At 37.6% G+C, this 13,861-nt stretch carries 12 protein-coding genes; all 12 read left to right on the top strand.

Annotated features, from left to right (window positions below; translation table 11 throughout):
• The first annotated feature begins 116 nt into the window (after positions 1-116).
• The 12 genes from AC3ANV_RS06335 (at position 117) to AC3ANV_RS06390 (ending at position 13,755) form a co-directional block, all read left to right on the top strand.
• Positions 117-578, top strand: coding sequence for a DUF441 domain-containing protein (locus AC3ANV_RS06335; RefSeq protein ID WP_488312795.1), 462 nt, complete (start codon positions 117-119; stop codon positions 576-578).
• A gap of 389 nt (positions 579-967) precedes the next feature.
• Entirely contained in the window at positions 968-2,086 is a 1,119-nt protein-coding gene (gene citZ, locus AC3ANV_RS06340; RefSeq protein WP_488312796.1) for a citrate synthase, read from the top strand.
• A 153-nt stretch (positions 2,087-2,239) separates the two neighbouring features.
• A complete protein-coding gene (gene icd, locus AC3ANV_RS06345; protein WP_488312797.1) occupies positions 2,240-3,508 on the top strand; it encodes an NADP-dependent isocitrate dehydrogenase in 1,269 nt (422 codons plus the stop codon).
• A gap of 50 nt (positions 3,509-3,558) precedes the next feature.
• Positions 3,559-4,497 (top strand): malate dehydrogenase, encoded by a 939-nt coding sequence (gene mdh / locus AC3ANV_RS06350; RefSeq protein WP_488312798.1) that lies wholly within the window; start codon positions 3,559-3,561, stop codon positions 4,495-4,497.
• 161 nt (positions 4,498-4,658) lie between these two features.
• Positions 4,659-5,135 carry a MaoC/PaaZ C-terminal domain-containing protein gene (locus tag AC3ANV_RS06355; protein ID WP_488312799.1) on the top strand — a complete coding sequence of 159 codons (477 nt, stop codon included), beginning with the start codon at positions 4,659-4,661 and terminating at the stop codon, positions 5,133-5,135.
• A gap of 150 nt (positions 5,136-5,285) precedes the next feature.
• A complete protein-coding gene (locus AC3ANV_RS06360; protein WP_488312800.1) occupies positions 5,286-6,002 on the top strand; it encodes a response regulator transcription factor in 717 nt (238 codons plus the stop codon).
• Positions 5,999-7,399, top strand: coding sequence for a two-component system histidine kinase PnpS (pnpS, locus tag AC3ANV_RS06365; RefSeq protein ID WP_488312801.1), 1,401 nt, complete (start codon positions 5,999-6,001; stop codon positions 7,397-7,399). Before AC3ANV_RS06360 ends, pnpS begins: the two co-directional genes overlap by 4 nt.
• A 290-nt stretch (positions 7,400-7,689) precedes the next feature.
• Positions 7,690-10,326 carry a DNA polymerase I gene (polA, locus tag AC3ANV_RS06370; RefSeq protein WP_488312802.1) on the top strand — a complete coding sequence of 879 codons (2,637 nt, stop codon included), beginning with the start codon at positions 7,690-7,692 and terminating at the stop codon, positions 10,324-10,326.
• 13 nt (positions 10,327-10,339) lie between these two features.
• Positions 10,340-11,167, top strand: coding sequence for a DNA-formamidopyrimidine glycosylase (mutM, locus tag AC3ANV_RS06375; protein ID WP_488312803.1), 828 nt, complete (start codon positions 10,340-10,342; stop codon positions 11,165-11,167).
• 95 nt (positions 11,168-11,262) lie between these two features.
• On the top strand, positions 11,263-11,901 hold the full coding sequence (ytaF, locus tag AC3ANV_RS06380) for a sporulation membrane protein YtaF (RefSeq protein ID WP_488312804.1): 639 nt from the start codon (positions 11,263-11,265) through the stop codon (positions 11,899-11,901).
• An 18-nt stretch (positions 11,902-11,919) separates the two neighbouring features.
• Positions 11,920-12,531, top strand: coding sequence for a dephospho-CoA kinase (coaE, locus tag AC3ANV_RS06385; protein ID WP_488312805.1), 612 nt, complete (start codon positions 11,920-11,922; stop codon positions 12,529-12,531).
• Between the two features lie 192 nt (positions 12,532-12,723).
• Positions 12,724-13,755 (top strand): glyceraldehyde-3-phosphate dehydrogenase, encoded by a 1,032-nt coding sequence (locus tag AC3ANV_RS06390; RefSeq protein ID WP_488312806.1) that lies wholly within the window; start codon positions 12,724-12,726, stop codon positions 13,753-13,755.
• The last annotated feature ends 106 nt before the right edge of the window (positions 13,756-13,861 follow it).

Genomic DNA, 13,861 nt, shown 5'->3' on the forward strand with positions numbered 1-13,861 from the left:
TTTCAAAAAAGTAAAAATAGCAACCGGAATGTTTTCGAGCGGCGATAGGTCAGTTTTTATACTTTAAATAGAAATTATGGTACGATAATTTCAAATGGGGAATGGTGTGAATAATTATGTTCAGTGAGTCATTTTTATTTTTATTACTTTTATTGGTTATTGGATTTATCGTGAAAAACAGTTCTTTAATGATTTCTATAGCAGTGCTGATTTTGTTAAAAATATGCGGATTGGAAGCCAAGTCTTTCTCATTTTTACAAGCTAAAGGTATAAATTGGGGTGTCACTATTATAACTATTGCTGTATTAGCGCCAATTGCGAGTGGACAGATTGGCTTTAAGGATTTAACGGATGCTTTTAAATCTCCCATTGCTTGGATTGCGCTCATTTCCGGTATGTTAGTGGCCTTACTCGCAAAAGGAGGTGTAACATTACTGGCAAATGATCCGCAAATTACAACAGCACTCGTATTAGGAACAATTTTATCGGTTTCAATCTTCAAGGGCGTGGCAGTGGGACCATTAATAGGAGCCGGAATTGCATATTCGGCGATGAAAATTTTTGATTTTTTTAGATAGATTTTTTGTAAAATAATATTTTTTTGCATTTTCGGAACCCTTTTCGTTCACAAAAATCTGATAATTGTTTATAATAGGACTTGTAAGCGTATCCTTAACTACATTTATTAAATTAAAAGCAAGATTACTTGTAAAGTAGTCTATCTTTTGTTAAGGAAAGGTATTTATTTGGGTCTCTTTATCCCGAGCAAACGCTCAATCACTTTATACGGTAAAAAATGAAGTAAAAAAGTGATTAAACAACATTGGAAAAGAAATTATTAAACATTGTTTTAAATTCCATTTCTTTCAATCAGGCCGGGAACGTTTTAGTCTTCCGGCTAATCACCAATAAGGCTTATAAACACAAGGGTAATGGGGAATTTTAGAATACGAAGGAGAGATTTACTATGACAGTAACACGTGGTCTTGAAGGGGTAGTGGCAACAACTTCCTCCATTAGCTCAATTATTGATGACACACTAACATATGTTGGCTATGACATTGATGATTTAGCTAAAAATGCGAGCTTCGAAGAAGTAATCTATTTATTATGGCACCGTCAACTACCAACTGCGTCGCAACTGGAAGAACTGAAAAAACAACTTTCAGAAAATGCTGCACTTCCAAAGGAAGTAATTGAACATTTTAAAATGTATCCGATTCAAAAGGTGCATCCAATGGCAGCACTTCGTTCCGCTGTATCATTACTAGGTTTATATGATGATGAAGCCGATCTTATGGATGAGGAATCAAATTATCGAAAAGCGATTCGACTTCAAGCAAAAATGCCTGCAATTATTGCAACTTTTGCACGGGTAAGAAAAGGTTTAGATCCGATAGCGCCAAGACAGGATTTAAATTTTGCTGCCAATTTCCTTTACATGATAACCGGAAAAGTACCGGAAGCGATTGCTGTTGAAGCAATTGATAAAGCGCTTGTATTACATGCAGACCATGAATTGAATGCATCTACATTTACTGCACGTGTTTGTGTGGCAACATTATCGGATGTTTATTCGGGAGTAACTGCTGCTATCGGAGCTCTAAAAGGTCCATTACATGGCGGAGCAAATGAAGCTGTAATGAAAATGCTTACCGATATTGGCACTATCGAAAATGTAGAGCCATATATTCGTGGAAAACTTGAAAATAAAGAAAAAATCATGGGCTTTGGTCACCGCGTTTACCGTCAGGGAGATCCACGTGCCAAGCACTTAAGAGAAATGTCTAAAAAATTAACCGAACTAACCGGAGAGCCACATTGGTATGATATGTCAGTTAAAATTGAAGGCATTGTTACAGGCGAGAAGAAGCTCCCGCCTAACGTTGATTTCTATTCTGCATCCGTTTATCACAGCCTGGGCATTGACCATGATTTATTTACACCAATCTTTGCGGTTAGCAGGGTATCAGGATGGCTTGCCCATATCCTGGAACAATACGAAAACAACCGCTTAATTCGTCCGCGTGCAGAATATATAGGACCTGGAATGCAGAAATATATTCCAATCGAAAAAAGGGGTTAATCTTTGAATTTTTCTTTTATTTAAATTATTGTTGTAATAGGGTAAATTAAAGGTTAGAGGTTAAATGCTCTAACCTTTGATTAAGTCGATGGCAGGACAATGGGGAAAAACCATTCCCGCCGGTTTTTTTACATAATAGGAGGGAGAACAACTATGCAAGGCGAAAAAATCACAGTTAAAAACGGAGTATTAAATGTACCAAACAATCCAATTATCCCATTCATTGAAGGAGACGGTACTGGTCCGGATATTTGGGCGGCTTCATACAGAGTTTTAGATGCAGCAGTCGAAAAGGCTTATAAAGGTGAGCGCAAGCTAGTATGGAAAGAAGTTTTAGCAGGTGAAAAAGCTTTTAATCAAACTGGCGAATGGCTTCCTTCAGAAACCCTTGATTTGATCAATGAATATTTGATTGCCATCAAAGGCCCATTAACCACTCCGGTAGGCGGCGGTATCCGTTCATTGAACGTTGCTCTAAGACAGGAACTGGATTTATTTGTTTGCTTGCGTCCGGTAAGATGGTTTGAAGGTGTACCTTCACCTGTAAAGAGACCGCAAGATACTGATATGGTAATCTTCCGCGAAAATACTGAAGACATCTATGCGGGAATCGAATATGAAAAAGGTTCTGAAGCAGTTAAAAAAGTAATCGACTTCTTGCAAAATGAAATGGGTGTTAAGAAAATTAGATTCCCTGAAACTTCAGGGATTGGTATTAAACCTGTTTCAGAAGAAGGAACAAGCCGTCTTGTACGCGCTGCTATTAATTATGCGATTAAAGAAGGCCGTAAATCACTTACAATTGTGCATAAAGGAAACATTATGAAGTTTACTGAAGGCGCATTTAAAAACTGGGGCTATGAGATTGCAGAAAAAGAATTTGGTGATAAAGTCTTTACATGGGCTCAATATGACCGCATTAAGGATGAACAAGGAGCTGATGCAGCTAACAAGGCGCAAGCTGAAGCTGAAGCTGCCGGCAAAATTATCGTAAAAGACGCAATTGCTGATATTTTCTTACAGCAAATCCTTACTCGTCCTCGTGAATTTGATGTTGTGGCAACAATGAACCTAAATGGCGATTATATCTCCGATGCACTTGCAGCGCAAGTAGGCGGAATCGGTATCGCACCGGGAGCCAACATCAACTATGAAACAGGACATGCTATTTTTGAAGCCACACATGGTACTGCACCTAAATACGCCGGTCTGGATAAAGTAAATCCTTCTTCCGTCATTTTATCCGGTGTTTTAATGCTCGAGCATTTAGGCTGGAATGAAGCAGCTAAAATGATCGTTAAATCAATGGAAAATACCATCGCATCTAAAGTAGTAACATATGACTTTGCCCGTTTAATGGACGGAGCAACTGAAGTGAAAACCTCTGAGTTTGCTGACGAACTTATTAAAAATATGGAATAAGGATAGCGCACTTGAAAAAATAATTTTTTCTAACAAAGGGGAGAGCTATTATGTCATTAAAACGTAAAAAGATTTCTGTAATCGGCGGTGGGTTTACGGGGGCTACTACAGCGTTTTTACTGGCTCAAAAGGAACTTGGGGATGTAGTTTTAGTTGATATTCCGCAAGCGGAGAACCCTACAAAAGGGAAAGCCTTAGATATGTTAGAAGCAAGCCCTGTTCAAGGCTTTGATGCAAACATAACCGGTACTTCAAACTATGAAGATACACGAGATTCCGATATCGTGGTTATTACTGCCGGTATTGCCCGTAAACCAGGCATGAGCCGTGATGATTTAGTGCAAACCAATCAAAAAGTAATGAAGATCGTAACTCAGGAAATCGTAAAATATTCACCAAACTGTACAATCATCGTATTAACAAACCCTGTTGATGCCATGACTTACACAGTTTTCAAAGAATCAGGATTCCCTAAAAACCGCGTAATCGGTCAATCAGGAGTTCTTGATACTGCCCGTTTCCGCACCTTTGTTGCCCAAGAATTAAATCTATCTGTTAAAGATGTTACAGGATTTGTTTTGGGAGGTCACGGGGACGATATGGTTCCGCTTGTTCGTTATTCTTATGCAGGCGGTATTCCACTTGAAACATTAATTTCAAAAGAACGCCTTGATGCTATCGTTGAACGTACTAGAAAAGGCGGCGGAGAAATTGTTAACCTTTTAGGTAACGGTAGTGCATATTATGCTCCGGCTGCATCTTTAGTTGAAATGTGTGAAGCTATCCTTAAAGACCAACGCCGTGTTCTTCCAACGATTGCTTATCTTGAGGGCGAATTTGGCTATGAAGGAATTTACTTAGGAGTACCAACAATCCTTGGGGCTAATGGTATTGAAAAAGTAATCGAACTTCAACTTACTGCAGAAGAAAAAGCAGCATTAGATAAATCTGCTGAATCTGTTCGCAATGTTATGGCTGTTTTAGTGTAAATTATAGAAAAATTCGGGGTCAAGGCCCCGAATTTTTTTCAAATTATTTTTTTTGATTTTTAATTACATAATAATAGGAATTATCGTTAATATCTTCTTTCACAATATCGTGGTAATACTTTATAATAAAATGAAATCGCTTTCATGCGAGGGGGGATTCGATGCTGCTCGGTAAAAAAAGAAAGCCAGGAAGACAAATATCAGAAATGACAGTTGGAGAAAAATTAGCATTAACTGAAAAAGTTGAAGATAAAGATCTCCTACTTTATTTAGGCCTTACAGATGATGCAAACCCACTATATATTCAGCATGACTATGCATCACAAACTCCATTTCAAAAACCAATTGTTCCGAGTATTATGCTTATGGGAATGGTTACTTCTGCTATCTCTAAGTATTTGCCCGGCCCGGGAAGTCATATTTTGAGCCAGGATATTACGTTTCCTAAGCCTGTTTATCATTATGGAACAATTCAATTTTTGTTTGAGGTAATTGAAGTGAACCATGAAAAACATTATGTGGTAATCAATGCGGCAGGTACCAACGAGAAAGACGAAATCGTAATAAATGGACAATTGAAGGTTTGTCCTCCATACCGTTTAGAACGGTTTGAAGGTCGGGCATTGGATAATTTTTAATTTAGTTCAAGGAATGTGATTGCATTCCTTTTTTTTTATGCCTAATTGTGAAATGCTAAGTAATGAGTATTATTGGCCATTATATATTATAATGGTTATGGATACTTGGATATGGATGCAGGGGTTAATCTTTGATACACGGAGGATTTTATGAAGAATAAAGTACTTGTTGTAGATGATGAACAATCGATAGTAACCTTGCTTCAATATAATTTGGAACAGGCGGGTTTTGATTGTCTTATTGCTATGGATGGTGAAGAAGGAAAACGTATTGCCGAAACAGAGGCGCCTGATATTATTATATTAGATCTGATGCTGCCTAAATTGGATGGTATTGAAGTTTGCAAGCTGCTTCGCCAACAAAAGATTATGACCCCTATCATAATGTTAACAGCAAAAGATGATGAGTTTGATAAAATATTGGGCCTTGAACTTGGTGCGGATGATTACATGATCAAACCATTCAGCCCAAGAGAAGTAATTGCCAGAGTGAAAGCAATTTTAAGAAGAACACAAATCTCAGCCGAAAATTTAGATGAAAATTCAAAAAATGAAGAGCAAATTGATATTGGGAAATTAAAAATTTTTCCTGAAAAGTACGAAGCGTATTATAAGGATGATCTTTTGGAATTTACGTTAAAGGAATTCGAATTGCTCCTTTACCTTGCACAAAATAAAAATAGAGTATTAACCCGTGACCAGCTATTAAGTGCAGTTTGGAATTATGACTTTGCAGGGGATACACGTATTGTAGATGTTCATATTTCACACTTAAGAGAGAAAATTGAGGAGGACACGAAAAAGCCATTTTATATCAAAACCATTCGTGGTCTTGGATATAAGCTTGAGGAGCCAAAAGGAGAATGATAAAATTCCGGACAAGGTTTCTAATTGCACTAATTACATTCATTTGTATTGTATTAGTTGGATTAGGAATATTGATTGGTCAATTATTTAAGAACTCTTACTTACAATCCTTTAATGGCCGTTTTATGTTATCGATTAGTTTAGGTATATCCTTAATCATTATCATTTTGCTTGCCGTTAGAATCACATCAAGATATACAAAACCAATTGAATCAGCTGCGAATGTAGCAATTGAACTGGCAAATGGAAATTATCGTGCTAGAACTACTGTTGACCGAATGGATGAAACCGGTAAGTTGGGTACTGCTATTAATATGCTGGCTCAAAACCTACAAGAGATGGTAAAGGCCCAAGAAATGCAGCAGGACCGTTTAAGTGCTTTGATTGAAAACATGGGGGCAGGATTAGTTTTAATTGATAGTCGTGGATTTATTAATCTTGTAAATAAAGGTTACATTGATATTTTCCATGTAGATCCTGCCGATTATTTATTTAAACTTTATTACGAAGTTATAGATAAAGATGAAATTTGCCAGTTGGTTGCGGAAGTTTTTAGAACTGAACAAAAAGTAAGCAAACAGTTGCTTGTGCCGTTATTAATTGAGAGAAAGTACTTTGTTGTTTATGGTATTCCCATCATCGGAACTAACAATGTGTGGAAGGGTGTATTGCTTGTATTCCATGATATAACGGAATTAAAAAAACTTGAGCAAATGCGCAAGGACTTTGTTGCCAACGTTTCACATGAATTAAAAACACCTGTCACATCTATCAAAGGATTTACAGAAACTCTTTTGGATGGAGCCATGAATAATAAAGAAACTTTAGAAGCCTTTCTTTCGATTATTTTAAAAGAAAGTGACCGGCTTCAAACTCTTATACAGGATTTGCTTGATCTTTCAAAAATTGAGCAGCAAGGCTTCGAGTTAGCTATACAGGAATTTGATATACATGTGTTACTTGAAGAGGTCATTACGATGCTCAATGGAAAGGCGGAAGTAAAGGAAATTCAGATTGAACTTATTAGTAAGCAGGAAAAGGTATTAATTCAGGGTGATGTGAATCGCTTAAAGCAGGTGTTCATAAATTTGATCGCCAATGCCATTACATATACTCCATCAGGAGGGTTTGTAAAAGTCATCCTTCTCGAACAACTCGAAAAAGTAAGGGTACACGTGAAGGATTCCGGGGTTGGGATCGAAAAAGAAGAAATTCCACGTATTTTTGAACGCTTCTATCGCGTGGACCGTGCAAGAAGCCGAAACTCGGGTGGGACAGGCCTGGGCCTTGCGATCGTTAAACATTTAGTGGAAGCACATCATGGAATTATTAATGTACGAAGTGATGTTGGCGAAGGCAGTGAGTTTATCATCGAACTTCATAAATCTTTAAAATAGCCCAACGAGAGGGTTTTCGTAACCTATCATAAAATTTACAAAGGCTTTACAATTCCTGTATGCTTCATTAATATTGAAGGTTTATGATACTAAATGAAAGCCCCAATCCAAGGAGCCAAGAAAAAGGTGAAAGCAGACCCCGCTTTCACCTTTTTCGATTTTCAGAAATAAAAATTGGTCATAACCGTTATTTTCTTTTCTATTTCATCTCGTGATAAAATGGGAATGAGAAATAACGGTCTTTTTTACTAAATTACATACGATTTCTTATATTAGTAATGGAGGAAAATATGGATAAAAAGAAACTTGTGTTAATTGACGGGAACAGTATTGCATACCGTGCTTTTTTTGCGCTGCCCTTGCTAAATAATGATAAAGGAATTCATACGAATGCTGTTTATGGGTTTACCATGATGTTAATGAAAATTATTGAAGATGAAAAGCCAACCCATATGCTCGTAGCATTTGATGCCGGAAAAACGACGTTTCGCCATAAAACCTTTGGAGAATATAAAGGCGGAAGGCAAAAAACACCACCTGAATTATCGGAGCAATTTCCGTTTATTCGTGAACTTCTTGATGCTTATGGAATTTCGAGATATGAGCTTGAAAATTATGAAGCGGACGATATTATTGGTACCCTTTCTTTGACAGCCGAAAAGGATGGATATGACGTAAAAGTTATTTCCGGAGACAAGGATTTAACCCAGCTAGCTTCCGATAAAACGACAGTCGGGATTACAAGAAAAGGGATTACAGACATCGAAGAATATACACCTCACCATGTACAAGAAAAGTACGGCCTTATCCCTGAGCAAATTATCGACATGAAAGGCCTAATGGGCGATACCTCTGACAATATTCCCGGAGTTCCCGGTGTGGGGGAAAAGACAGCGATTAAGCTGTTAAAGGAGTATTCTACACTTGAAAATCTGTTAACTTCAATAAATCAAGTAAATGGCAATAAGCTGAAGGAGAAGCTTGAAGAATTTAAAGACCAAGCGTTAATGAGCAAAGAGCTTGCTACTATAGAAAGAGAAGCACCGGTAGAAATTTCTATAGAAAATATTGCTTATGAGGGTTTTACAAGAGAAAAAGTGCTGCCATTATTTAAGGAATTGGGCTTTCATTCGCTGTTGGACAAGCTTGGAGATGATAGTACTGTTCCTGAGCATCTTGAACTTGAAAAGATTGATTATCAAATACCTCAAGAAATAACAGCAGATTTATTTGCAAGCAACAATTATTTTTATGTTGAAATACTGGATGATAACTATCATTATGCAGATATTATCGGGTTTTCGATTGTAAATGAAAAAGGCCATTTTTATTTACCGACAGAAGAAGCATTGCAATCAGCCGCGTTTAAAACATGGGCGGAAGACGCCGGGCAAAAGAAAACGGTTTATGATGTAAAGCGCTCTGAGGTTGCACTTAGGAGACATGGCATTCATCTTAAGGGTGTTGAGTTTGATACATTGATTGCTTCGTATATTATCGATGCTTCCGAGAACATTGAAGGTCTCTCCTCGATAGCAAAAAGATACGATGTTCAAAAAATCCAATCGGACGAATTGTTTTATGGAAAAGGTGCAAAGCGAAAAATTCCTGGTTCCCCTATGCTTGCGGAACATTTGGTGCGTAAAAGTTTAGCAATGTCCGATATAAGAGATAAACTGGAAAATGATTTAAGGAGAAATGAGCAATACGAATTATTTGCAGAGCTGGAAATGCCTTTAGCGCTCATACTAGCAGATATGGAATCCTGTGGTGTGAAGGTAGACCGTAATCGTCTGCGTTTGATGGGTGTAGAATTAAACGAACGGCTGGTAGAAATTGAAAAAACAATTCACAGTTTGGCAGGTGAGAAGTTTAATATTAACTCACCGAAACAACTAGGGGTTATTTTATTCGAAAAATTAAACCTTCAATCCTTTAAGAAAACGAAAACCGGTTATTCAACATCAGCCGATGTACTGGAAAAGTTGGCTTCTGAGCACGAAATCATTGAGCATATTCTCCTTTATAGACAATTGGGAAAACTTCAGTCTACCTATATTGAAGGTCTATTGAAGGTAATTGATCCGAAAACGGAGAAGGTCCATACAAGATTTCAACAAACATTAACAGCAACAGGCAGGTTAAGCTCGATAGATCCCAACCTGCAAAACATACCAATTCGACTGGAGGAAGGCAGAAAGATTCGCCAGGCTTTTGTACCCTCTGAAAAGGACTGGGTTATTTTTGCTGCTGATTATTCACAAATTGAACTGCGTGTATTGGCTGATATTGCTGGTGATGAAAAGCTCATTCAGGCATTTAAAGATGACCTGGATATTCATACAAAAACGGCTATGGAAGTATTCCATGTAAACGAGGCTGAGGTAACTTCTAACATGAGGCGCCAAGCAAAGGCGGTTAACTTTGGAATTGTTTACGGAATTAGTGATTATGGACTATCACAAAGCCTGGGGATTACGCGGAAGGAAGCAGGCAAATTCATTGAGCGTTACCTTGATAGCTATCCGGGTGTCAAAGAGTATATGGATGATATAATCCAATTAGCAAAACAAAAAGGCTATGTTTCTACTTTAATGCAAAGAAGAAGATATATTCCTGAAATAACGAGCCGTAATTTTAACCTGAGAAGCTTTGCTGAAAGAACAGCCATGAACACGCCAATTCAGGGCAGCGCTGCCGATATTATTAAAAAGGCAATGATTGACATGGATGCTGCGTTAAAAGATCAAGGACTAAAATCCCGTTTGTTGCTTCAGGTACATGATGAATTGATTTTTGAAGCACCGCAGGATGAGGTCGAAATACTAAAGAAATTAGTTCCGGATGTGATGGAACATGCCTTAGAGCTAAAAGTTCCTTTAAAAGTGGACTATTCTTACGGCCCAACGTGGTTTGATGCAAAATAAAAGGGGGATCTGAATGCCGGAACTGCCTGAGGTTGAAACGGTCAGAAAAACGTTAGTTAAGCTTGTACTTCAAAAACAAATAGAGAATGTATCGGTCTATTGGCCGAAAATCATTAAAAAACCTGTAGAGGCAGAACAATTTATCGATGCCTTAAAAGGGGAAACCATTGAGGATGTGGGCAGGAGAGGGAAATTTTTAATTCTCTATACGGAAACATACGCCTTAGTGTCCCATCTGCGAATGGAAGGAAAATACGGATTATATTCAAAAGAAGACCCCTTTGATAAACATACCCATGTTATTTTTCACTTTACTGATGGAACCGAATTAAGGTACAGGGATGTACGTAAATTTGGAACGATGCATTTGTTTAGAAAAGGGGAGGAATTTCAAAAACCTCCATTGCTTGAGCTTGGTCCTGAACCATTTGAAGAGAGCTTTACTGAAAGATACTTGGTGAAAAAACTTGGAAATACTAATCGCAAGATAAAACCGGCTCTCTTAGATCAGAAAATCGTAGTTGGTCTTGGGAATATTTATGTGGATGAGGCTCTGTTTCGTGCAGGAATTCATCCGGAGAGACCTGCCAATACGCTAAATGAAAAAGAAATATCTATCCTTCATCGGGAAATTGTTAAAACCTTAAATGAAGCTGTCAAAAAAGGCGGAAGCACCATCCGTTCCTATGTGAATTCACAGGGGGAAATCGGTATGTTCCAGCTTGAATTATACGCATACGGCAGAAAAGGCGAAGAATGTAAAAGGTGTGGAACCCCGCTTGAAAAAACGACCGTTGGCGGCCGAGGGACCCATTATTGTCCTACTTGTCAAAAGCTTTAAATGATCTTTTTAAAACGTAAAATGAATTGAATAACACTAGACTGGCTCCTTCCATATACTATCGTAGTGATTGACAGGAAGGAGCCCTAAACATTATGTTTCAATTGTTCTCACTTCTTATACTAGCTTTTGCTCTCAGTCTTGATAGCTTTAGTGTAGGATTTACTTATGGATTGAGGCAAATGGTAATGCCATTAAAATCTGTGCTCATTATTGCAAGCTGCTCGGCTATTTCTATGATTCTTGCTGTGTCAATCGGACATGGTCTCGCAAAAATATTATCACCGAGCATCACAGCAAGCCTTGGGGGAATTATTCTCATTGCTTTGGGTGCAGGAGTTTTGTATCAATTTTTTCGGCCCGAGAAGGAAAAGGATAAGCTAGAACATGAAAAAACGATCGTAAATTTTGAAATCCGCTCACTTGGTATCGTTATAAATATATTAAAAAAACCAATGTCTGCCGATTTTGATAAATCCGGTACCATAACAGGCATTGAAGCTCTTATGCTTGGCTTTGCCTTGTCATTAGACTCCTTTGGTGCAGGTATTGGAGCAGCGATGCTCGGGTTTTCTCCATACTATTTAGCATTAACAGTAGCAATAATGAGTTCACTATTTGTCCTATTAGGCTTAAAGTGCGGAGCATTTTTCCACCGTTTTGAGTGGATTCAGAAGTTCACTTTTTTGCCGGGTATTTTATTAATGATGATTGGAATCTGGAAAATATTATAAATAAGAAAGGGTAAAAGCATGTCCCTAGTGATTGGTTTAACAGGCGGAATTGCCAGTGGAAAAAGTACAGTATCAAATATGTTAAAGGAAATAAAGATTACAGTAATTGATGCAGATGTTGAAGCACGCCTTGCAGTTCAAAAGGGAGAACATGCTTACGCTAAAATTATTGATGTGTTTAGTCATGATATTCTACTGCCAAATGAAGAATTAAACAGGCAAAAGTTAGGCTCGATCATTTTCCATGATGCTGAAAAAAGACAGCAACTAAATGAAATCGTTCACCCGGAAGTAAGAAAAAGGATGCAACAGAAAATTGAAAAAGCCAATCAAAACCACGAAGAAATTGTTGTTCTGGATATTCCTCTTTTATTTGAAAGCAAATTAACGTATATGGTAGACAAAACACTCCTTGTCTATGTGGATAAAAGCATTCAACTGCAGAGATTAATGGAAAGAAATAACCTAACAGCCACGGAGGCAGAGGCTAGGGTGAATTCCCAAATGCCCCTTTCAGAAAAAGTCATCTTAGCGGATGCGGTTATTGATAATAATGGATCAATTGAGGAAACTAAAGAACAACTTAATAAAGTGTTTATGCAATGGAATTTAAATAAGAATATTATATAGCAAAAAGGAGAAGAGGTTGCCTCTTCTCTTTTTTTGGGGCGAAAAAAATGAGTATTCCTATGCTTTTGAAATATCAGAATTATAAAACATTAAAAATCCGCAGTTTATTTATCGCATTTTTTGATAAATATGTTATACTAATTACTATAAAACAAGTTAAAAGTATAACATTAATGCGGAAGGGGCCGTAAAATGAAATCAAGAATAGCAATAAACGGTTTTGGGAGAATTGGGAGGATGGTTTTTAGAAAAGCGATCCTTGAAAAAAAACTTGAAGTTGTAGCGATAAATGCGGGCTATCCTGCAGAAACTTTAGCTCATTTAATAAAATATGATACAAACCATGGACCTTTTGAAGGGGAAGTTATCCCTTTTGATAATGAGTTAATTGTAAATGGCAAAAGAATTAAGTTATTAAATTATCGAAATCCAGAGGAACTTCCATGGAAGGAATTAAACATCGATGTAGTTATAGAAGCGACCGGTAAATTTAATTCCCGTGATAAGGCTGCGCTTCACTTGGATGCCGGGGCTAAAAAGGTAATCCTAACAGCACCTGGTAAAAATGAAGATGTTACAATTGTTATGGGTGTAAATGATGAAATGTTAAATATCCACCAACATGATATTATTTCAAATGCATCCTGTACAACCAACTGTTTGGCACCTGTTGCAAAAGTATTGGATGAAAGATTTGGTATCGAATGCGGTTTAATGACGACAATCCATGCCTACACCAATGATCAAAAGAATATTGATAATCCACATAAAGACTTACGTCGAGCAAGAGCTTGTGGACAAAGCATCATTCCGACAACGACAGGAGCTGCAAAGGCTTTGTCACTAGTGATGCCGCAGTTGCAAGGTAAGATGCATGGAATGGCACTTCGGGTACCAACACCAAATGTATCTCTTGTGGATTTAGTTGTAGACCTTAAACAGGATGTCACAGCGGATGATATTAATAATGCCTTTATTGATGCTTCACATGGCTCGTTAAAAGGCATTCTGGAATTTACTATGGAGCCGCTTGTTTCAGTTGACTTCAATACAAATCAACATTCAGCTATCATTGACGGGCTGTCAACGATGGTAATGGGAACAAGAAAAGTTAAAGTATTGGCCTGGTATGACAATGAATGGGGATATTCGTCACGTGTTGTGGATCTTGCGCTTTATGTGGCAGAAGAAATGGCGAAAACCAACCAAGTAAAAGTGGGTTGAAAAAATTGCTGTCGATTGACAGCTTTTTTTTGTGGCCATTTTGTCTACTTCGCATAAAATGAAGCTGTAAATACTGTTTTTTTAAATAATAAGAGAGAAATATGCC

This window comes from Neobacillus sp. DFD-2R, from assembly GCF_057747865.1.

Coding starts and splice junctions, on each gene's coding strand:
- coaE (WP_488312805.1), top strand. CDS start 11,920: ATGTCCCTAGTGATTGGTTTAACAGGCGGAATTGCCAGTGGAAAAAGT.
- polA (WP_488312802.1), top strand. CDS start 7,690: ATGGATAAAAAGAAACTTGTGTTAATTGACGGGAACAGTATTGCATAC.
- icd (WP_488312797.1), top strand. CDS start 2,240: ATGCAAGGCGAAAAAATCACAGTTAAAAACGGAGTATTAAATGTACCA.
- pnpS (WP_488312801.1), top strand. CDS start 5,999: ATGATAAAATTCCGGACAAGGTTTCTAATTGCACTAATTACATTCATT.
- AC3ANV_RS06335 (WP_488312795.1), top strand. CDS start 117: ATGTTCAGTGAGTCATTTTTATTTTTATTACTTTTATTGGTTATTGGA.
- AC3ANV_RS06390 (WP_488312806.1), top strand. CDS start 12,724: ATGAAATCAAGAATAGCAATAAACGGTTTTGGGAGAATTGGGAGGATG.
- ytaF (WP_488312804.1), top strand. CDS start 11,263: ATGTTTCAATTGTTCTCACTTCTTATACTAGCTTTTGCTCTCAGTCTT.
- AC3ANV_RS06355 (WP_488312799.1), top strand. CDS start 4,659: ATGCTGCTCGGTAAAAAAAGAAAGCCAGGAAGACAAATATCAGAAATG.
- citZ (WP_488312796.1), top strand. CDS start 968: ATGACAGTAACACGTGGTCTTGAAGGGGTAGTGGCAACAACTTCCTCC.
- mdh (WP_488312798.1), top strand. CDS start 3,559: ATGTCATTAAAACGTAAAAAGATTTCTGTAATCGGCGGTGGGTTTACG.
- AC3ANV_RS06360 (WP_488312800.1), top strand. CDS start 5,286: ATGAAGAATAAAGTACTTGTTGTAGATGATGAACAATCGATAGTAACC.
- mutM (WP_488312803.1), top strand. CDS start 10,340: ATGCCGGAACTGCCTGAGGTTGAAACGGTCAGAAAAACGTTAGTTAAG.